Raw genomic sequence first — 19,395 nt, 5'->3', positions numbered from 1 at the left:
CGTGTCACATCATCGGCTGTCGCCCAGCGTCCACGAGCAGACCAGTGCGCTCGCGGATGCCCTGAGCGCGCTGCGGACCGAACTGGAGCTGCCCGGGGAATTCCCCGAGGACGTGCTCAAGGAGGCCGAAGCCGCCGTGGCCGGCCGGGAATTCCCGGACCTGGACCTGACCGGGGTGGAGTTTCTGACCATCGATCCGCCGTCGTCCACCGACCTTGACCAGGCGCTCTTCATCGAGCGCCGCGCCGGGGGCTACCGGATCCTCTACGCCATTGCCGACGTTCCGTCCTTCGTCGAGCCCGGCGGCGCGCTCGACGCCGAGACCCGCCGCCGCGGGCAGACTTTCTACGCCCCGGACGGCCGGATTCCGCTGCATCCGGAAGTCATCAGCGAGAATGCCGGCAGCCTGCTGGCCGGGCAGCTGTGTTCCGCCTTCGTCTGGGAGTTCGAACTGGACGCCGCCGCCGAGGTGGTGTCCGTCGTGGTGCGCCGGGCCGCCGTGCGCAGCCGGGCCAAACTCAACTATAAGGACGTCCAGGCAGACCTGGATGCCGGCACGGCCCCGCCCATGCTGCAGCTGCTGCGCGAGGTGGGCCGCAAGCGCGTGGACCTGGAGCGGGCCCGCGGCGGCGCCAGCCTTAACATGCCGGAGCAGGAGATCGTCCAGCTTCCCGACGGCGGCTACCGGATCGTGGCGGTCCCCCAGCTTCCGGTGGAGGACTGGAACGCCCAGATTTCGCTCATGACCGGGATGGCCGCCGCCTCGATGATGCTCAACGGCAAGGTGGGGATCCTGCGCACCATGCCGGCCCCGGATGAACGCTCGCTGAGCCACTTCAAGCGGCAGACGGCCGCGCTGGGCAAGCCGTGGGACGGGCAGGAGACCTACGGCGAGTACCTGCGCAGCCTCGATCCCACCGACCACCGGCAATTGGCCATCCTGCATTCGGCCGGCATGCTCTTCCGCGGGGCCGCGTATACGCATTTCGACGGAACGGTTCCGGAGGACGCCGTCCAGTCGGCCATCGGCACCGCGTACGCGCACACCACCGCACCGCTGCGCCGGCTCGTGGACCGGTTTGTCCTGGTCATCTGCGAGGCCCTGAGCAACAACAGGCCGGTGCCGGCCTGGGCCCGCGAGGCACTCCCCTCGCTCCCCGAAATCATGGCGTACTCCGACCAGCTGGCGGCAAGGATGGAACGGCTTGCCCTGGACACCGTGGAAGCGGCGCTGCTGATCAACCACATCGGGCAGGAGTTTGATGCCGTGGTGCTCACCGGGTCAAAACCGGCCAAAAACGGCAACGGGACCGCTAGCGGCAACGCCGCAGGGAACAGCAACGGGAACGGCTCCCCCAACGGCAACAACGGCAAGGGCCTGAACGGCAAGGCAAGCAACGGATCCGGCCCCTCCGGCGTGGTCCAAATTGCCGAACCGGCCGTGACAGCCAGGTGCGAGGGCGAAATGGAGCCGGGCACCAGGGTCCGCGTCCGGCTGGTCTCCTCGGACATCAGCACCCGCGAGATCCGCCTTGAGCTCGTCGCCTGATCCGCTCCAGCGCCCGCCACAGGTCCCCGCGGGGGCCTGAGTCAAGGAAAACACGGGTTTGCCAGTAGACTGGGTGGGTAGTAATGGATGCCCGGTCGTTGATTTCCTTGATTTGAATTCAACAAGCCCGCCCCTACGCGATCTTGAGTCACACCCGCCGGTCCCCAGTGCCGGCAATTAGATAGCCCGCGATCGGCTTCCACTGGAATTGCTTGCGCGCCTGAGCGTGCTCCGGAACGGCCCCCGCGCCCGCCCCGTTGAGCAGGCGGCGCCAATGCCTAAATGAATAAGGAAACTCCCCTGTGAGTGAATTGCATACCCACCAGCTTCTCTCCGACGACACCGGCACCGAAACCATCGAGCCGGAAGAGACCATCATCTCGGACGAGAAGCCGCACGAGATAGCCGAAAAGTCGTTCGCCGACTTTGACGTCCGCGCCGACATCGTCGAATCGCTGGCCGACGCCGGCATCACGCACCCCTTCCCCATCCAGGCCATGACGCTGCCCGTCGCGCTGTCCGGCCACGACATCATCGGCCAGGCCAAGACCGGCACGGGCAAGACCCTCGGCTTCGGCATTCCTGCGCTGCAGCGCGTGGTGGGCCGCGACGACGCCGGCTTCGATAAGCTGCCCGCCCCCGGCGCGCCGCAGGCCATGGTGATCGTACCCACGCGTGAGCTCGCCGTGCAGGTTGCCAACGACCTGCAGACCGCATCCCGCAAGCGCAACGCCCGGATCGCCACGATCTACGGCGGACGCGCCTACGAGCCCCAGATCGACGCGCTCCAGAAGGGCGTCGAGGTGGTGGTCGGCACGCCAGGCCGCCTCATCGACCTCTACAAGCAAAAGCACCTGGTGCTCAAGAACGTCAAGATTGTCGTGCTGGACGAGGCTGACGAGATGCTGGACCTCGGCTTCCTGCCCGACGTGGAGACCCTGATTGCCGGCACTCCGCCGGTCCGCCAGACTCTTCTGTTCTCGGCCACGATGCCCGGCCCGGTCATTGCCATGGCCCGGCGGTACATGACGCAGCCCACTCACATCCGCGCCGCCGATCCGGACGACGAGGGCCTGACCAAGCGCGACATCCGTCAGCTTATCTACCGCGCCCACAGCATGGACAAGACCGAGGTGGTGGCCCGCATCCTGCAGGCCCGCGGCCGCGGCCGCACCATCATCTTCACCAAGACCAAGCGCACTGCCGCGAAGGTTGCCGAGGAACTCGTGGACCGCGGTTTTGCCGCCGCCGCCATCCACGGTGACCTCGGCCAGGGAGCCCGCGAGCAGGCGCTCCGTGCCTTCCGCAACAACAAGGTGGACGTCCTCGTTGCCACCGACGTCGCCGCCCGCGGCATCGACGTCGACGACGTCACGCACGTCATCAACTACCAGTGTGTTGAGGACGAGAAGATCTACCTGCACCGCGTGGGCCGCACCGGCCGCGCCGGCAACAAGGGCACGGCAGTGACGTTCGTCGACTGGGACGATATGCCGCGCTGGGGCCTCATCAACAAGGCGCTGGGCCTGAGCGTTCCCGAGCCTGTCGAAACGTACTCCTCGTCGCCGCACCTGTACGAGGACCTGGATATCCCGGAAGGGACCAAGGGCCGGCTGCCGCGCAGCAAGCGCACCCTCGCCGGCGTCGACGCCGAGGTCCTGGAGGATCTGGGCGAGACCGGCAAGAAGAACACCCGCTCCGGCGGCCGCGACTCCGCCCGCCCTGGCAGCAGGGATGGAGGCAGCAGGGAAGGCAGCCGTCGCGGCGGTGACGCCGGCAAGCGAACAGGTGAGCGCCGCCGTCGTTCATCGGAGTCCGGTGCGGACGCCGGAACCGGTCCCGCTGCCACCGCGACCGTTGAAGGGGAGCAGCCGGCGCGCCCGCGCCGGAACCGCACCCGCACGCGCCGCCGCAACGGCGAAGTGGTCTCCGGCAGCGAATCCGCTGCAACCGGATCGCAGCCCGGCACTGAGGCCCCATAGCCTCAATGACTGAAACTGTCTGGGCGCCGGACGGCAGCAACCTGGTGGTGCACGCGGATAACGCGGACTTCCTCCCCACGCTGCCGGACGGCGCCTTCACACTCATTTACGTGGACCCGCCCTTCAACACCGGCCGGGCCCAGCAGCGCCAGGAAACAAAGATGGTGCTGAACGCCGACGGCGATGGCGACCGGGTGGGCTTCAAAGGCCGCTCCTACGACACGATCAAGGGCGCCCTGCACCGTTACGACGACGCCTTCAGCGACTACTGGTCCTTCCTCGAGCCGCGCCTCGTGGAGGCCTGGCGGCTCCTGGCTGACGACGGCACCCTGTACCTGCACCTGGACTACCGCGAGGTGCACTACGCCAAGGTGATGCTGGATGCCATCTTTGGCCGTGAGTGCTTCCTCAACGAGATCATCTGGGCCTACGACTATGGTGCGCGCGCCAAGAACCGCTGGCCCACCAAGCACGACAACATCCTCGTCTACGTCAAGAACCCGGCCAAGTACCACTTCAACAGCGCCGAGGTGGACCGGGAGCCCTATATGGCCCCGGGGCTTGTGACTCCGGCCAAGCGTGAGCTGGGGAAGCTGCCCACGGACGTCTGGTGGCACACCATCGTCTCCCCCACGGGCAAGGAAAAAACCGGCTACCCCACGCAGAAGCCCGAGGGCCTGGTGCGCCGGGTGGTGGCCGCATCCAGCCGCCAGGGTGACTGGTGCCTCGACTTCTTCGCCGGTTCCGGCACGCTCGGCGCGGTGGCGGCCAAGATGGGACGCAGGTTCGTCTGCGTGGACCAGAACCGGCCGGCCATCGACGTCATGGCCAAACGGCTCGGGGCGCACGCCGAGATCGCGTCCTACCCGCCCAACTAGCTCACAGTTGTTGTCGTTTTGAGGCCCCAAAACGACAACAACTATCAGTCAGTTGGGTTTAACGGACGACGGCGGTGCCCGTCCCCAGCTCCTCGATCCGCTCGAATACGTCCGGCGCGGTCAGGTTCTCGCCCAGCCGGTTGGGCTTGCCTAGGCCGTGGTAGTCCGAGGACCCGGTCACCAGGAGCCCGTGCCGGGCGGCCAGCTTCCGCAGGAATTCCCGGCCCTCCTCCGGGTTGTCCCGGTGGTTGACCTCAAGCCCGGCCAGGCCGGCGTCGATCATGTTGTGGTAGGTGGGTTCGCCCACGATGCGCCCCCGCGCGGAGGCAACGGGATGGGCAAAGACGGGAACGCCGCCGGCGGCGCGGACCAGTTCGACGGCTAGGGCCGGCTCCGGCGCGTAGTGCTGCACGAAGTAGCGCGAGTGCGAGGTGAGAATCGAGGTGAAGGCCTCGGAACGGTCCGCCACCACACCTGCGGCCACCAGGGCATCGGCGATGTGCGGCCGTCCCAGCGTGGCTCCCGGCGCCACATGGTGGATGACATCGTCCCAGGTCAGGGGGTAGTCCTCGGCGAGCAGCGTGACCATGCGTTCGGCGCGGGTCAGGCGGGCTTCCCTGGCTTTCGTGATCTCTTCGAGCAGGCCCAGGTGCGCGGGGTCGTGCAGGTAGCTCAGCAGGTGGACACTGATCCCGTTCTCCGTCCGGCAGGAAATCTCCATGCCGGGCACCAGTGCCACGCCGTTGTCAGCCGCCGCCCGGGACGCTTCCTCCCAGCCGTCCGTGGAGTCATGGTCCGTCAGCGCAATGACGTTCAGCCCCGCCGCCGCGGCGGCTGCCATGACCTCAGCCGGCGTTTCCGTGCCGTCGGAAACATTCGAGTGGGCGTGCAGATCTATCCTCACCAGCCCAGCCTAGTAGATGGCGCGCTCGTGTGGCCGGGACGGGCGTGAATCTGCCCCCGCGCCGTTGTTGGCCTAAGCCGCTCGGCTGGTGAGACGATGGGACCGTGAACTCTGCAGACAACACCCACAACGGTGAAAATACAGCTTCCCAGCCCCTGGAAGAGCGACTCAACAACCGCTCCCAGCGGCCCAGTTCCGCGGCTTTCAAGGCCTTCATGGCCAGCAACTGGGCGCCCGCGCCTCAGGTGACCCCTGAACGGGACGCCGTCGCCAGCCACGCCGCGAGGAGGCGGCGGGCCATCTCCGACCAGTTCAAGGGCGAACGCCTGGTGGTTCCGGCCGGGCCCCTTAAGGTCCGCTCCAACGACTGTGACTACCGCTTCCGCCCGCACTCCGGCTTCGCCCACCTCACGGGCCTCGGGCTGGACCATGAGCCCGACGCCGTGCTCATTTTCGAGCCAGTCGAGGAGGGAAAGGGCGACGACGGCGGCAGCCACCGCGTCACGCTCTACTTCCGGCCGCTGGCCGGACGGGACACCGAACAGTTCTACGCCGACGCGCGGTCGGGAGAGTTCTGGATCGGGCCCCGGCCCACGCTGGACGAGTTTGAGGCACGGCTCGGAATCCCCACGGCCCACATCGATGAACTCGAGGTGGCCGTCACCAAGAACGTCGGCGCCCCCGAAATCGGCGGTATCTCCATCCGCCTGGTGCGCAAGGTGGATGAGAACATCGACGCCCTCGTGGACACGGCCCGCTACAACACCGCCAAGGATCCGGACAACCTGGACCTGGCAGTGCTGGACGCCCTCGATGAGAAGCTCTCCGAAGCCCTCTCCGAACTGCGCCTGACCAAGGACGAGTGGGAAATCGAGCAAATGCAGCTCGCGGTGGCCGCCACGGTGGAGGGCTTCACCGAAGTGGTCAAGGCCCTGCCCCGCGCGCTGACGCACTTCCGCGGCGAACGCGTGGTGGAAGGCGCCTTCTTCGCCCGGGCCCGGGAGGCGGGCAACGAACTCGGCTACGACACCATTGCCGCCTCCGGCAACAACGCCACCGTGCTCCATTGGACCCGCAACACCGGCAAGGTCAACGCCGGCGAGCTGCTCCTGCTGGACGCCGGCGTTGAGGCCGATTCGCTCTACACCGCGGACATCACGCGCACGCTTCCGGCCAACGGCAAGTTCTCGGACGTGCAGCGCAAGATCTACGAGGCGGTCCTGGATGCGGCCGATGCAGGCTTCGCGGCCGCCCAGATCGGCGTGAAGTTCCGCGACGTGCATACCGCCGCCACAACGGTTCTCGCGGAGCGGCTTTCCGAGTGGGGCCTGCTTCCGGTCTCCGTCGAGGAGGCCCTGGGCGAGGATGGCCAGCAGCATCGGCGCTGGATGCCGCACGGCACCAGCCACCACCTCGGCCTCGACGTCCACGACTGCGCCCAGGCCCGGCGGGAACTCTACCTGGACGGCGTGCTGCGCGAGGGAATGATCTTCACCATCGAACCCGGCCTGTACTTCAAGCAGGAGGACCTCGCCATCCCGGAGGAGTACCGCGGCATTGGCGTGCGCATCGAGGACGACATCCTGATGACCGCCGAGGGCCCTGTTAATCTCAGCGCGGCGCTGCCCCGCACCGCGGACGACGTCGAGGCCTGGATGGCCGGCATCTACCAGGAAATCGACGCCAGGGATTAAGCGGTCTAACACACGAAGGGACGGCCACCGGATGATCCGGTGGCCGTCCCTTCCTGCTGGCCTGGCCTTATTGCTGGCCTGGCCTTATTGCTGGTCCGGGCTAATTGCTGACCGGCCTAATTGCTGACCGGGCTACTGCTGCTGTCCGTCCCGGCCCTGCTCCGCCTGGTTCGGGTCCACCCGTACGCCGTACTGCGGCCGGCCGTCCGGGAGGTCCGGGTAGCGGACGGCCGAGGCCGGGCGCTGGCCTGCTGCCGGCGTTCCTTCTGCTGCCTGGCCCTGCTCCGCGCCGTACGGCTGGCCCTGCTGCTGCGTCCCGTATTGCTGGTGCGGGTCCTGCGGCTGTCCGCCCTGCACGTGCTGGCCTGCACCGTACTGCCCGTTGGCGTCCTGGCTGCGCTGGCCGTAGGGGTCGTTCCAGCCCGCCGGGCGCTGCGGCGCCTGGCCCTGGGAAGGGCCCCGCTGCGGTCCCTGCGGGGGTCCCTGGTGCCGGCCCGGCTGCTGGTAGGGCTGGTTTTGGTAGTCGTGCTGGTTCTGGTAATCGTGCTGGCTGTGCGGCGCCGGGTGCCCGCCCGGGGTGGCGTCGGTCGGCGTCATCGGCAGCTGCTGGAGCAGGCGGCGGGCCTCATGGGCCGCCTCGAAGGCCACGACCACGTCGTAGTTGGTGGCGACCACCTGGCTGGTGGAGGTGAAGTCGCGCTTGCCGCGCTGCATGGCATAGGTGACGATCCCGAACAGCATGAAGAACGCGGCACCCATCAGCACCGAGCTGATGATGGAGAACGTCCCGCCGGCTGGCGTGAAGAAGGACAGCATGACGCCAACGAAGAGGCCGAACCACATGCCGCTCAGCGCACCGGAGAGCGCCACCCGCGGGTAGCTGAGGCGCCCCGTCACCCGCTCCACCATCTTGAGGTCGTTGCCCACGATGGACACCAGGTGCACCGGGAACTGCTGGTCGGCGAGGTAGTCCACGGCCTTCTGGGCGTCCAGGTAGGAGGTGTACGAGCCGACAGTATCCCCCGTGGGGACCGTCTTCGATTCGTCCGAGCCGTTGGGTCCAGCCTTGGGAGCACCAAAAATATTCGCCATGTCTTCATTCTTGCCTATAAGGATGGGTGTGAGCTGAAAATTCAGCTAAAAGAGAGCAGACTCGGTAGCCTGTAGAGGTGAGCACGAATCCTACCCGCGTCTTTGTCGCGCGCCTCCTCGGACTGGACGTCTTCGACCCTCTGGGCGACCGTCTGGGACGGTTGCGTGACGTCGTCGTGCTCTCCCGCGGAACCCGGGGCGCGCCGCACGTGGTGGGCATCGTCGTCGAAGTTCCCGGCAAGAAGCGGGTCTTCGTTCCCATGACCCGGATCACCTCCATCGACCAGACCCAGATCATCTGCACCGGTTTGGTGAACCTCCGGCGCTTCGAGCAGCGCGGCGCCGAGACGCTGGTGGTGGCCGAAATGTTCGACCGCCGGGTCACCCTCACGGACGGCAGCGGCGACGCCACCATCGAGGACATCGCCATGGACCAGCACCGCTCGGGCGACTGGTTCGTGAGCAAGCTGTTCGTTCGCCGCGGGCATTCACTGGCGCCCCTGAGCAGGCTGCGCCGCAACGAGACCATGATCATCGACTGGGCCGACGCGCACCAGGGCGCCAAGACGGAACCGCAGGCAGCCACCCAGTTCGTGGCCAACCACGAGGACCTCAAGCCCGCGGACTTCGCCGAGGCGCTCCAGGAAATGAGCGACAAGCGCCGCTTCGAGGTGGCCAGCGAACTGCAGGACGAGCGGCTCGCGGACGTCCTGCAGGAGCTGCCCGAGGACGACCAGGTGGAAATCCTCTCCGCCCTCGACGTCCAGCGCGCCGCCGACGTCCTGGAGGAGATGGACCCCGACGACGCCGCCGACCTCCTCGGTGAGCTGCCCTCCGCCCAGGCCGAGGAACTCCTTCAGCTGATGGAGCCCGAGGGCGCCGAGGACGTCCGGCGCCTGCTCGAATACGACGAGGACACCGCCGGCGGCCTCATGACCCCCGTTCCGGTCATCCTGCCGCCCGAAGCCACGGTGGCAGAGGCACTCGCCCACGTGCGGCGCGAGGAGCTCTCCCCCGCGCTCGCCTCGTCCATCTTCATCGCCCGTCCGCCGCTGGAAACCCCCACCGGCCGCTTCCTCGGCGTGGTGCACATCCAGCAACTGCTGCGCTTCCCGCCGTTCGAGTCGCTGGGCAACCTCGTGGACAAGAACCTGGAACCGCTCTCGGACCATGCCCACATCAGTGAGGTGGCCCGCACGCTCGCCACGTACAACCTGAACTCACTGCCGGTGGTCAATCAGGCCGGCAGGCTGGTGGGCGCCGTGACGGTGGACGACGTCCTGGACCATCTGCTGCCTGATGACTGGCGAGCCAACGACGGCGAGGCACCGGTCAGGAAGCTTGGTGGCCGCATTGGCTGAGAACACGTCAAAGGGAACCCGTCCGGGCGGAAAGCCGGCAGCCCAGGGCAGCCTGGACACGCCGCTGAGCGGCCGCCAGCGCATGCTGCCCAAGTTCTCGCCGAACCCTGATGCCTTCGGCCATGCGACGGAGGGCTTCGCGCGCTTCATGGGCACGCCGCAGTTCCTGCTCTACATGACCGTGTTCTGTGTCTTCTGGCTGGCCTGGAACACCTTCGCTCCCACGGCCTGGCAGTTCGACAAGGTCGAACTCGGGTTCACGCTTCTGACACTGATGCTGTCCCTGCAGGCGTCCTATGCCGCGCCGCTGCTGCTGCTCGCGCAGAACCGCCAGGACGACCGCGACCGCGTATCCCTGCAGCAGGACCGCCAGCGGGCCGAACGCAACCTCTCGGACACTGAATACCTGACCCGGGAACTGGCCTCGCTCCGGATCGCTCTCCGTGAGGTCGCCACCCGCGACTACGTCCGGGCGGAACTGCGCAGCCTCCTGGAGGACCTGCTGGAAGCCCAGGAGGAGCTCCGCACGCACGAGCCGTCCGGGCCCGGAAGCCATGAATCGCCGCGCGAACTGGTCCGGGAAAAGCTGAAGGAGAAGCGGGAAAAGCAACGCAACCCCCGCACGCAGCAGATCCCCAAGATCAAGTCTGAAAAAACGCGCCAGGGCCGGCCAGCCCACCGACCCACTTCTCCCGAAAGCTGAGCACCACGGCATGAGCACCACCCTCGTTCAGGCAGTCAACGCTGCCCTGGCAACCGTCATCGACCCCGAACTCCGGCGCCCCATCACCGAACTGGGCATGGTGGACTCCGTGAAGGTTTCCCACGACGGGACCGTCCGGCTGGCGGTGCTGCTCACCATTGCCGGCTGCCCCCTGCGCGACACCATCACCCGGGACTCCGAGGCGGCGCTGCTTGGCGTACCCGGCGTGACCGCCGTCGAGGTGGACCTGAAGGTCATGACCCAGGCGCAGCGCGACGCGCTGAAGGAGCAGCTGCGCGGCCCCGGCGGCGAGCGGGGCATCCCGTTCAACCAGCCGGGGTCCCTCACCAAGGTCTTTGCGGTGGCCAGCGGCAAAGGCGGGGTGGGCAAGTCCTCGGTGACCGTCAACCTCGCCTGTTCCCTCGCCGCGCAGGGGCTGCGTGTGGGCATCGTGGACGCGGACGTGTACGGCTTCTCGGTGCCGGCCCTGATGGGGATCACCCAGGCCCCCACCCGCGTGGACGACATGATCCTGCCGCCGGTGGCCTATGGCGTGAAGGTCATTTCCATTGGCATGTTCGTCACCGGAAACCAGCCCGTGGCCTGGCGCGGACCCATGCTGCACCGCGCGCTTGAGCAGTTCCTCACGGACGTCTACTTCGGCGACCTGGATGCCCTGTTCCTGGACCTCCCGCCGGGCACCGGCGACATCGCCATCTCGGTGGCACAGCTGCTGCCCAAGGCCGAAATCCTGGTGGTCACCACCCCCCAGGCCGCCGCGGCCGACGTGGCCGAGCGTGCCGGCGCCATCGCCACCCAGACAGGGCAGACGGTGGCCGGAGTCATCGAGAACATGTCGTTCCTGGAAATGCCCGACGGCGGCCGGATGGACCTGTTCGGCACCGGCGGCGGCGAAGTGCTCGCCGAGCGCCTCAGCGCATCGACCGGCACGGACGTGCCGCTGCTGGGCCAGATTCCGCTGGACATTCTCCTGCGCGAAGGCGGCGACGCAGGCAAGCCCATCGTCCTGGGCGGCCCGGACACACCGGCCGCGGCGGCACTCTCCGGCATCGCCGGGAAGCTCGCGGCCAGGCCGCGGGGACTGGCCGGGATGAAGCTGGACGTCCAGCCGCGCTGATTTTCAGCCAAGCTGGTTGAGCGGGGAGCGAAACCCGGGCTACGTCGCCTCGGAATCGAAGGGAGCGCGCTCGCCCACGCCCAGGCTTTCGATGACGCGGGCCGGCCGCTCCTCTGTAGAGGAAGCGGCGGCAGATGCCGCCCCGGCCACTGCCGCAGGCCCGGCCGAACTGACCGGCTTGGTGTCGTCCTCGAGGAGCGCTTCCTTGATGATGCGCCGCGGATCGTACTGGCGGGGGTCGTATTTCTTCCAGTCGACGTCATCGATGTCGATGCCGACTTCTTCCTTGATCTGCTCCCGCGCGCCGGAGGCCATCCGCCGCACTTCACGGACGAGGTTTGCCAGCTTCTGGGTGTATTCGGGCAGCCTCTGGGGGCCGATCACCAGAATGCCGATGAGCAGCAGAAGGATAAACTCCGGGCCGTTGATTCCAAACACTTTAGGAAGATTACCCTCTCCGGGGAGGCAGTGACGATTTCATCCCGGCCAGCGTCCTGCCGGGCCGTTCTGCGGGGACGGGGAGGCGGCTCAAAGGCCCAACTGGCGCGCTATTTTACGGAGGCCGCGCTCCACCCGGTCAACAGCGGTCTCCTGCGCGGGTCCCTGGGCTCCGGCGCTGACGCCGGCCGCGTCAGTCCCTGCGGCCAGCCCCGGACCGGCCGCACCTCCGGCCCCGGCCAGCATGGCCACGGCGTCGTCGGCCGAGGTGGCAGGCAGGTCCGACACGTAGGTGAAGGTGCTCCGGGGCGTCTGGTAGATGGCGCTCCACGGTTGCCCCGCCTTGACCCAGACCTGGCCGTCCGCCGTCGTTCCCGGCAGGTCCGCGGCGATGTACCCGTCGCTTCCCGCCGGGTGGCCGGTCAGCGGGTTGACCGGCCAGGGCGCCGCCGGCGTTCCCTGGTGCTGTTCCAGGATCCGTGCCGTGTGCTGCCCGTCCGTGAGGCGCAGCTCGACTGTGGGCTGGCCCGCCAGCACCGTTGTGCTGGCCGAAACAAGGTGGAAGCCCAGGGCGCGCAGTTCGGGGCAGGTCCAGCCGGAGGACCGCAGGGCGGCGAGCCGGCTGTCCGTTCCCGGGGAATGCCCTGACTGGCCGTAGAGCGAGGCCGTGCCCGCGGCGTACTGCCTGGGTTCCCCGGCCACCGTATACGCTCCGGCGGCCACGGCCCCAGCCGCCACCACGGCTACTCCGCCGGCCAGCCCGGCCAGCCTCATGCGGCTGGGCCGGTAGACGGGGACCGGCGCCATGGCCAGCTGTTGGGTGCGGAGCAGGAGCCGGGCGGTCAGCTCGTCACTGGCGGCCGGGACCGCGGCAGTACGGAGCCGCTCGATGTACTGGCGCTGCCGGTGCAGCGCGCTGGCGCATTCGGCGCACGCGCGGACATGGTCCGGCGTCCGCGGGTGCCGTCCGCCGGCAAGCGGCGAGAACGCTGTCTTCTTCCTGAGCCCCTCCAGCAAGCGATGTAGCTGACGCATGTCGCCGATCAGAGAACGCCGGCGATGCGGGGCATCTTCAGCCGCGGCTTGCGTGCCTGCTGCGGCCGCGGATCGCGGTGGGCAAGCTTCTCACGCAGCATGGTCCGGCCGCGGTGGATGCGTGACCGGACCGTGCCCAGCTTCACGCCCAGGGCCTCGGCGACTTCGTCGTACGACAGTCCTTCAAGGTCGCACAGGACGACGGCGGCACGGAAGTCCGGCGGGAGTTCCTCGAGGGCGGCCTGGACGTCGAGGTCCAGGTTGTTGAGCTCGAAGCTTTGCTCCGGGCCCGGTTCCCGGCCGGGCAGCCGTGATTCGGCGTCCTCGGCCAGCGCGTCAAAGCGGATGCGGCTCTTGCGCCGCGCCTGGTCCAGGAAGAGGTTGGTGGTGATCCGGTGCAGCCAGCCGTCCAGGGTTCCCGGCTTGAAGTTCTCCAGGGAACGGAAGACGCGGACAAACACCTCCTGGGTGAGGTCCTCGGCGTCATACTTGTTACCGGTGAGCCGGTAAGCGAGCCGGTACACCTTGGCGGAGTGGTTGGTGACCACTTCCTCCCACGTGGGCACGGCCCACTCGGCGGCTTGCTGTTCAGTTGTAGGGACAGGTGCCGCAATGGATGCTGACATCGTCCACTCCCCTCGTGGATGTAATAACGCCTGACGTGCTTTACATCATTGGTTCGGCGCCGATCACCACTTGGATGAGCGGATTATTATCATGTCAAAGTTGGCTGGGAATTTCCTGACTGCGGAGCCCCCCTTTGCTGAAAGCGCAACTTATTCACCCGAATTTTGCGCCGGGTTCCGGGGAACTGTCCCCGCGGTTCACCGCACCGGGTGACAGTATGCGCCATCACAGGCGTCGCCGCCGTCACTTGCCCGTCGGGTGCCGTCCAACCAAGTACGCTGTAAGAACATGCCCCCTGCCGCCCAGAAAGCGAAATCCATGAGCGCCGATAAGTCCACGAGCTGGTCCTATGCAGAAGATCTGCCTGCCGAGGATGAGGTCCTGCTTCGTGCCCGGGAGCGTTCGTTCGAGCTTGGAGTGACACCCATCGGCCGTGGCGTTGGCGCCGTGCTGACTGTACTGGCCGCGGCATCCAAGGCGCAGACCGCCGTCGAGATCGGTACCGGCGCCGGGGTGTCCGGCGTCTGCCTGCTGCGCGGCCTCGGCCCCCAGGCCGTGCTCACCACCATTGACGTGGACGTGGAGCACCTGAAGGCCGCGCGGGAGGCGTTCCAGGAAGCCGGCAGCCCGGCCAACCGTACGCGCACCATCTCCGGCCGTGCAGGCGATGTCCTGCCGAGGCTGACGGACGCCGCCTATGACCTCGTATTCATCGACGGGGACAAGCCCAACTTTCCCCGCTACGTGGAGCAGGCCGTGCGCCTGCTCAAGACCGGCGGCCTGCTGATAGTCAATGACGCCCTGGACAAGGACCGGGTGTCCAACCCTGCGGCCCGGGATGCAACCACCGTTGTGCTGCGCCAGGTGGGCAAGGCCGTACGCGACGACGACCGGCTGGCGTCCGCCATGCTTCCCACCGGTGACGGGCTGCTGGTGGCGGTGAAGAGATAAGCCGGCCAGACATACGAAAAAGGCAGGGCCCGCAGCCTTCCGGCTGCGGGCCCTGCCTTGCCCTTATTCGGTGACGCCGACGAGGCAGTCCTTGAGGTTGGCCGCCTCTGTGGCATTGAGTTCAACCACGAGCCGGCCTCCGCCTTCGAGCGGCACACGCATGATCAGGCTGCGGCCCTCCTTGGTTACTTCCATAGGGCCGTCGCCGGTGCGTGGTTTCATAGCCGCCATGAGGAATATCCCCTCCAGTAGTCCCAGGACCGAGCAGCCCGGCCGGGCTGAGTCCGCGTGGTCAAAACAAAGCCGCTCTGGCGGTCCTTTCGGCAGCCGCCATGGCTGAACAATCCGAATGCTTTTTGTCCTTGCTTATTACCTATTATCCTGTAATTACCCGTCTGTAGCTAATCGATGGACAATTCGTTCACGTGTGGATTCCTGCGCCCTGCCGCGGGCTGATCTGGGAAAACCCATCTGGGAAACCCGCCTGTCACGGCGGATAGTCCCCGCCGCCCGGCAGCTGTGCCCACGCCCACAGCCAAACCACCCAGACGATCTGAAGCAGGATGAACATCGTGATCACGGCGCAGCGGTAGGCGCGCGACCGGGAAACGAGCGCGGCGGCCAGGGCCAGCGGAAACAGCGGCAGCAGCATGCGGAAGGTGCTGGTCTGCGGGTGCAGGAACACCACGAGGTATCCGATGTAGCACACGCACCACAGCCGGAGTTCCGTTCCCAGCCGGCGCACCGGCGGGGAGGCCATGAACAGCCCGAACAAGGCCACGAAGACGAACGGGGCCACGGGTCCCAGCACAGGCCCGAACAGCAGGACGCCGGTATCGAACCAAGGCTTGAAGGGCACGAGGTCGTCCCCGCGCCAGACGGTTTCGGTCTTGGTATAGGCGGCGATGTCGCCGGTAGCCGCCCACGCGATCGCGGGCCAGGCGAGGGCGCCCGCACAGCTGACGGCGGCGAGCCCGGCGAGGGACCACAGTTCGTTCCGGCTGTGGACCCGGCTCCCTGCGTCGGCCGACCCGTTGTTGCGTGCCCCGAGCCAGGCCTCACCGGCGCGGTTCAGGAACAGGATCCCGACGGTGGCAGCGAACGGCACGCCCGTGGGCCGGGAAAGGCACATGGCCAGAACCACGGGAATGGCCCACAGGTAGTGCCGCCTGACCACCAGCAGCAGCGCGGCGGCCAGCAGCAGGAGGTTCAGGGATTCCGCGTACGGCACCTGGAGCACCGGCGCGACGGGGAAGGTGGCGAAGAACGCGGTGCCCCACACGGCAGGCCAGTGGGCTGTCCGGGTGCGGAACAGCAGGCAGACCACCAGCGAGGCCGCCAGTCCGGCGAGCATCGCAATGGATATGAGGGCGGCGGCGGGACTCATGCCCGTGGCAGTGGAGAGCATCCGCCCCAGCGTGGGAAACAGCGGATAGAAGGCCCAGGTGTTCTCCTGCACGTTGCCGGCAGCATCCAGCGGCAGTTCGGACGGGTATCCGGCGGTGATTACGGATTCGTACCAGCGCGCGTCCCAGATGTTGATGAAGTTCCAGTAGTCGGGTTTGGCCGGGAACCAGGGGTTGAATCCCTGGTGCAGGGCGGCCGACATGAAGATGCAGGCGCTGACCAGCCGGGCGGCCACGTAGACCGCCGCCACCTGGGCCCACCACGGCCAGCGGGCCAGGCGGCCGCCGAGCCGCGCCGAGGCAGTCCGGAAGGCCCGGTCCAGCCGTGTCCCGTCCGCGGGCGGCGGTGGTTCGGCCGTTGCAGGCGGCACGGGGCCGGGAGGCGGCATCGGGGAGCTCACGTCCGGTCCTTGGCGGCCGTCCGGTCCTCGGCGGCGCGCTGCTCGGCAGCCGGTTCGACGGCTGGCTGCCCGGCAGCCGGTTCGACGGCGCGCTGCTCGGCAGCCGGTTCGACGGCTGTGAATTGTTCGGCGGCAGGCAAGCGGGTGGAGGCGCGCAACTGCCCGCGGAGGCTTTCTATTTCGGCGTTCCTGGCGGCCAGCTGGTCGCGAAGGTCGTCCAGCACCTGGTCCACCTGGTCCATCCGGTAACCCCGAAGCCCCAGCGCAAACCGCACGTGGTCGACGTCAGCCGGTGTGGCGTCGTCGGGGAGCAGCACCGGAGGCAGGGACGCCACGGGTTCATCGAACCCGTCGGTGAACCCGTCTCCGGCGAAAGGCGCACGGGCGCGTTTCCTCCGCAGCATGCCCGCTCCGAGGTCGGTCCCGATAAGGGCGGTGGCTCCAATCAGGACGATGGCGAGGAAAACGAGGAAAAAACTCACACCACCCATCGTGCCAGACGCAGCCCCGGCCGCCGCTTACCGGGGCGCTGCTATTCGGGCCGCTGGTCGCCGTTGGTGGACGGAGGGCGGACGTGGCCGTGGAGGACCAGGTTTACGGCCTCCTCCGGGGTGTCCACCACTTGAATGAGGTCCAGGTCCTTTTCCGAGACCATCCCCTCCGCCACCAGGGTTCCCCTGATCCATTCGATCATCGGCCCCCAGAACGAGGCGCCCAGCAGGACGATCGGGAACGAGGTGACCTTCTGGGTCTGTACCAGGACCATGGCTTCGAAGAGCTCGTCCAGGGTCCCGAGGCCGCCGGGAAGAACGATGAAGCCCTGGGCATACTTCACGAACATGGTCTTCCGGGCGAAGAAGTAGCGGAAGTTGATGCCGAGGTCCACCCACTGGTTCAGGCCCTGCTCAAACGGCAGTTCGATGCCCAGGCCAACGGAGACGCCGTTGCCTTCCACGGCTCCCCTGTTGGCCGCTTCCATCGAGCCCGGCCCGCCGCCGGTGATGACGGCCACGCCGGCCTCGGCCAGCTTGCGTCCCACTTCGACACCCATGTCGTAGAACGCGCTGCCGGGCTTGGTGCGCGCGGAACCGAAAACGCTGACGGCCTGGCCCAGGTCGGAGAGGGCACCAAAGCCTTCCACGAACTCGCTCTGAATCCGCATGACCCGCCAGGGGTCGGTGTGGATGAAGTGCCCGGGCCCCTTGGTGTCGAGCAGCCGCTGATCCGACATCTCCACCGCGGCCTGCTTGCGGCGCAGCTCGAGGGGCCCTTTCCGGCGGGGCTGTACTGATTTTGACGGATCTGCGTTGATGCTCATCCCCCAAGGCTAACCTGCTGACCTGCAGGTATCTCTTGAATTACGATCAGCGGGAAGTTGGAGTGATTCCGGTCATAACCGAGCAATGTTCGCTAGATTCATCTTTATGACTACTCAACTGCCCGGCGATGCACTCGTCTCTCTGAATGCCGTCAACAAGCATTACGGTCAGCTGCACGTTCTGAAGGACATCAACCTCCAGGTCCGCAAGGGCGAGGTGGTTGTGGTCATCGGCCCGTCAGGTTCGGGAAAGTCCACGCTGTGCCGGGCGATCAACCGGCTGGAAACCATCGACGACGGCGACATCGCCATCGACGGCAAGCACCTGCCCGAGGAGGGCAAGGAGCTTGCCCGGCTGCGCGCCGACGTCGGCATGGTGTTCCAGTCGTTCAACCTGTTCGCGCACAAGACCATCCTGGAAAACGTGACGCTTGGCCCCATCAAGGTCAAGGGCGTCGCGAAGGCGGAGGCGGACAAGGAGGCCATGGCCCTGCTTGAGCGGGTGGGCGTGGGCCACCAGGCCCCCAAGCTCCCGGCCCAGCTGTCCGGCGGCCAGCAGCAGCGCGTGGCCATCGCGCGCGCCCTCGCCATGAAGCCCAAGGTCATGCTTTTTGACGAGCCGACTTCGGCCCTCGACCCGGAGATGATCAACGAGGTCCTGGACGTCATGATTCAGCTGGCCAAGGAGGGCATGACCATGATCGTGGTTACCCACGAGATGGGCTTCGCCCGCAAGGCCGCTGACCGCGTGGTGTTCATGGCTGACGGACAGATCGTGGAGGACGCCACTCCCGAGGAGTTCTTCACCAATCCCCAGAGCAGCCGAGCCAAGGACTTCCTGTCCAAGCTGCTCACGCACTGACAAACCGATCCAGCAATCCCCAACTTCAAGACCCCCGATTTCGCACCCAGGCCGTCACGGGCGGCCGCCCAATGAAAGGAATGTCATGAAGGCATTTTTGACCCGAAGGAAATCCCTTCTGGCAGCAGCATCCGCGGCTATCGCTCTGACACTGAGCGCTTGCGGCGGCGGCGGCACCGGGACCGGCTCCAACCCCTCGCCGGTCGAGAAGCCCAGCTTCGCTGCAGGCACCACCATGGAAAAGCTCGCTTCGGCCGGCAAAGTGACCATCGGAACCAAGTTCGACCAGCCGCTGTTCGGCCAGAAGGGCCTGGACGGCAAGCCCGTCGGTTTCGACGTCGAAATCGGCAAGCTGCTGGCCGCCAAGCTGGGCATCCCCGCAGACAAGATCGAATGGGTCGAGACAGTCTCCGCGAACCGGGAGCAGTTCATCAAGCAGGGCAAGGTGGACCTGATCGTGGCCACCTACACCATCAATGACAAGCGCAAGACCGAAGTTGACTTCGCCGGCCCCTACTATGAAGCCGGCCAGGCGCTGATGGTGAACAAGGACAACACATCCATCACCAAGCCCGAGGACGTCAAGGGCAAGAACGTCTGCTCCGTGACGGGTTCCACCCCGGCCTCCACCATCGTGGAGAAGTACGGCGCGGTCCTGGTTCCGGCCGCCACCTACTCCGCCTGCCTCGAGCCGCTGCGCAACAAGCAGGTTGAGGCCGTGACAACGGACAACGTCATCCTGGCAGGCTTCGTCAACAAGGAGCCGGACGCGTTCAAGCTGGCATCCGACCAGACCTTCACCAAGGAGCCCTACGGCATCGGCCTGAAGAAGGGCGACACCGAGTTCCGCAACTGGATCAACGACCAGCTGGAAACATTCGCCAAGGACGGCTCCTACAAGAAGGCCTGGGAAGACACGGCCGGCGCGGTCATCAAGACGGCACCGGAGCTTCCGGCCATCGACCGCTACTAAAACGATCGTGGCGGTTACCGGCTGCTGTGCATGCCACAGCCTGCCGGTAACCGCCGCTTCCGTTTTCCGCACATTCCCCTGAA

19 protein-coding genes are annotated in these 19,395 nt (G+C 67.0%); 10 read left to right on the top strand and 9 right to left on the bottom strand.

The genetic code is table 11. The features are described 5' to 3' along the window. The first annotated feature begins 1 nt into the window (after position 1). The 3 genes from ACFTSA_RS03590 to ACFTSA_RS03580 all read left to right on the top strand — a co-directional run bounded on the left by ACFTSA_RS03590 (position 2) and on the right by ACFTSA_RS03580 (position 4,409). Complete coding sequence (locus tag ACFTSA_RS03590) at positions 2–1,549, top strand: RNB domain-containing ribonuclease (RefSeq protein ID WP_377949678.1); 1,548 nt, start codon at positions 2–4, stop codon at positions 1,547–1,549. 302 nt (positions 1,550–1,851) lie between these two features. Next, positions 1,852–3,531 carry a DEAD/DEAH box helicase gene (locus ACFTSA_RS03585; protein ID WP_377949677.1) on the top strand — a complete coding sequence of 560 codons (1,680 nt, stop codon included), beginning with the start codon at positions 1,852–1,854 and terminating at the stop codon, positions 3,529–3,531. A gap of 5 nt (positions 3,532–3,536) precedes the next feature. Beyond that, on the top strand, positions 3,537–4,409 hold the full coding sequence (locus ACFTSA_RS03580; protein WP_377949675.1) for a DNA-methyltransferase: 873 nt from the start codon (positions 3,537–3,539) through the stop codon (positions 4,407–4,409). Between the two features lie 58 nt (positions 4,410–4,467). On the opposite strand, the gene ACFTSA_RS03575 is transcribed toward ACFTSA_RS03580, so the two are convergent. Next, entirely contained in the window at positions 4,468–5,313 is an 846-nt protein-coding gene (locus tag ACFTSA_RS03575; RefSeq protein WP_377949673.1) for a PHP domain-containing protein, read from the bottom strand. Between the two features lie 104 nt (positions 5,314–5,417). Here ACFTSA_RS03575 and ACFTSA_RS03570 point away from each other — a divergent pair, with 104 nt between their 5' ends. Beyond that, positions 5,418–7,007 carry an aminopeptidase P family protein gene (locus ACFTSA_RS03570; RefSeq protein ID WP_377949672.1) on the top strand — a complete coding sequence of 530 codons (1,590 nt, stop codon included), beginning with the start codon at positions 5,418–5,420 and terminating at the stop codon, positions 7,005–7,007. Positions 7,008–7,139: 132 nt separating this feature from the next. Here the strand turns inward: ACFTSA_RS03570 and ACFTSA_RS03565 are convergent, their stop codons facing one another. Beyond that, positions 7,140–8,099 carry a general stress protein gene (locus ACFTSA_RS03565; protein ID WP_377949670.1) on the bottom strand — a complete coding sequence of 320 codons (960 nt, stop codon included), beginning with the start codon at positions 8,097–8,099 and terminating at the stop codon, positions 7,140–7,142. A gap of 77 nt (positions 8,100–8,176) precedes the next feature. On the opposite strand from ACFTSA_RS03565, the gene ACFTSA_RS03560 reads away from it, so the two are divergent. From ACFTSA_RS03560 to ACFTSA_RS03550, 3 genes are read left to right on the top strand one after another with little or no spacing between them, the layout of a single operon-like run. After that, positions 8,177–9,460, top strand: a complete 1,284-nt coding sequence (locus ACFTSA_RS03560) for a magnesium transporter MgtE N-terminal domain-containing protein (protein ID WP_377949668.1) — start codon at positions 8,177–8,179, stop codon at positions 9,458–9,460. Next, positions 9,444–10,163, top strand: coding sequence for a DUF1003 domain-containing protein (locus tag ACFTSA_RS03555; RefSeq protein ID WP_377949666.1), 720 nt, complete (start codon positions 9,444–9,446; stop codon positions 10,161–10,163). Before ACFTSA_RS03560 ends, ACFTSA_RS03555 begins: the two co-directional genes overlap by 17 nt. A gap of 10 nt (positions 10,164–10,173) precedes the next feature. Next, entirely contained in the window at positions 10,174–11,301 is a 1,128-nt protein-coding gene (locus tag ACFTSA_RS03550) for an Mrp/NBP35 family ATP-binding protein (RefSeq protein WP_377949664.1), read from the top strand. Positions 11,302–11,340: 39 nt separating this feature from the next. On the opposite strand, the gene ACFTSA_RS03545 is transcribed toward ACFTSA_RS03550, so the two are convergent. From ACFTSA_RS03545 to sigE, 3 genes are all read right to left on the bottom strand, one after another. Then, positions 11,341–11,739 (bottom strand): twin-arginine translocase TatA/TatE family subunit, encoded by a 399-nt coding sequence (locus tag ACFTSA_RS03545; RefSeq protein ID WP_377949662.1) that lies wholly within the window; start codon positions 11,737–11,739, stop codon positions 11,341–11,343. 90 nt (positions 11,740–11,829) lie between these two features. Then, complete coding sequence (locus ACFTSA_RS03540; RefSeq protein WP_377949661.1) at positions 11,830–12,774, bottom strand: anti-sigma factor; 945 nt, start codon at positions 12,772–12,774, stop codon at positions 11,830–11,832. A gap of 8 nt (positions 12,775–12,782) precedes the next feature. After that, a complete protein-coding gene (sigE, locus tag ACFTSA_RS03535; protein ID WP_377949659.1) occupies positions 12,783–13,400 on the bottom strand; it encodes an RNA polymerase sigma factor SigE in 618 nt (205 codons plus the stop codon). Between the two features lie 319 nt (positions 13,401–13,719). On the opposite strand from sigE, the gene ACFTSA_RS03530 reads away from it, so the two are divergent. Continuing rightward, positions 13,720–14,352 carry an O-methyltransferase gene (locus ACFTSA_RS03530; RefSeq protein WP_331575711.1) on the top strand — a complete coding sequence of 211 codons (633 nt, stop codon included), beginning with the start codon at positions 13,720–13,722 and terminating at the stop codon, positions 14,350–14,352. A gap of 63 nt (positions 14,353–14,415) precedes the next feature. Here the strand turns inward: ACFTSA_RS03530 and ACFTSA_RS03525 are convergent, their stop codons facing one another. The 4 genes from ACFTSA_RS03525 to ACFTSA_RS03510 form a co-directional block, all read right to left on the bottom strand. Continuing rightward, a complete protein-coding gene (locus ACFTSA_RS03525) occupies positions 14,416–14,583 on the bottom strand; it encodes a DUF3117 domain-containing protein (protein ID WP_003805139.1) in 168 nt (55 codons plus the stop codon). A 256-nt stretch (positions 14,584–14,839) separates the two neighbouring features. Then, positions 14,840–16,159 (bottom strand): hypothetical protein, encoded by a 1,320-nt coding sequence (locus ACFTSA_RS03520; protein ID WP_377949656.1) that lies wholly within the window; start codon positions 16,157–16,159, stop codon positions 14,840–14,842. Further along, the gene (locus ACFTSA_RS03515; protein WP_377949654.1) at positions 16,156–16,641 is read right to left on the bottom strand and encodes a DivIVA domain-containing protein; all 486 of its coding nucleotides are present in this window, start codon (positions 16,639–16,641) and stop codon (positions 16,156–16,158) included. The genes ACFTSA_RS03520 and ACFTSA_RS03515 overlap by 4 nt, the downstream gene beginning before the upstream one ends. 50 nt (positions 16,642–16,691) lie before the next feature. Then, positions 16,692–17,477 carry a TIGR00730 family Rossman fold protein gene (locus ACFTSA_RS03510; RefSeq protein WP_377949652.1) on the bottom strand — a complete coding sequence of 262 codons (786 nt, stop codon included), beginning with the start codon at positions 17,475–17,477 and terminating at the stop codon, positions 16,692–16,694. Positions 17,478–17,583: 106 nt separating this feature from the next. Between ACFTSA_RS03510 and ACFTSA_RS03505 the strand changes: the two genes are divergently transcribed. Together ACFTSA_RS03505 and ACFTSA_RS03500 are read left to right on the top strand one after the other, a co-directional pair. Continuing rightward, positions 17,584–18,339 (top strand): amino acid ABC transporter ATP-binding protein, encoded by a 756-nt coding sequence (locus tag ACFTSA_RS03505; protein ID WP_377949650.1) that lies wholly within the window; start codon positions 17,584–17,586, stop codon positions 18,337–18,339. Positions 18,340–18,424: 85 nt separating this feature from the next. Beyond that, positions 18,425–19,312, top strand: coding sequence for a glutamate ABC transporter substrate-binding protein (locus ACFTSA_RS03500; protein WP_377949648.1), 888 nt, complete (start codon positions 18,425–18,427; stop codon positions 19,310–19,312). The last annotated feature ends 83 nt before the right edge of the window (positions 19,313–19,395 follow it).

Source organism: Arthrobacter sp. NPDC057013, assembly GCF_042674585.1.
Taxonomy (GTDB): Bacteria; Actinomycetota; Actinomycetes; order Actinomycetales; family Micrococcaceae; genus Arthrobacter.
The sequence above is the reverse complement of the archived record's forward strand: the minus strand, read 5'-3'. Positions and strand labels throughout refer to the sequence as shown.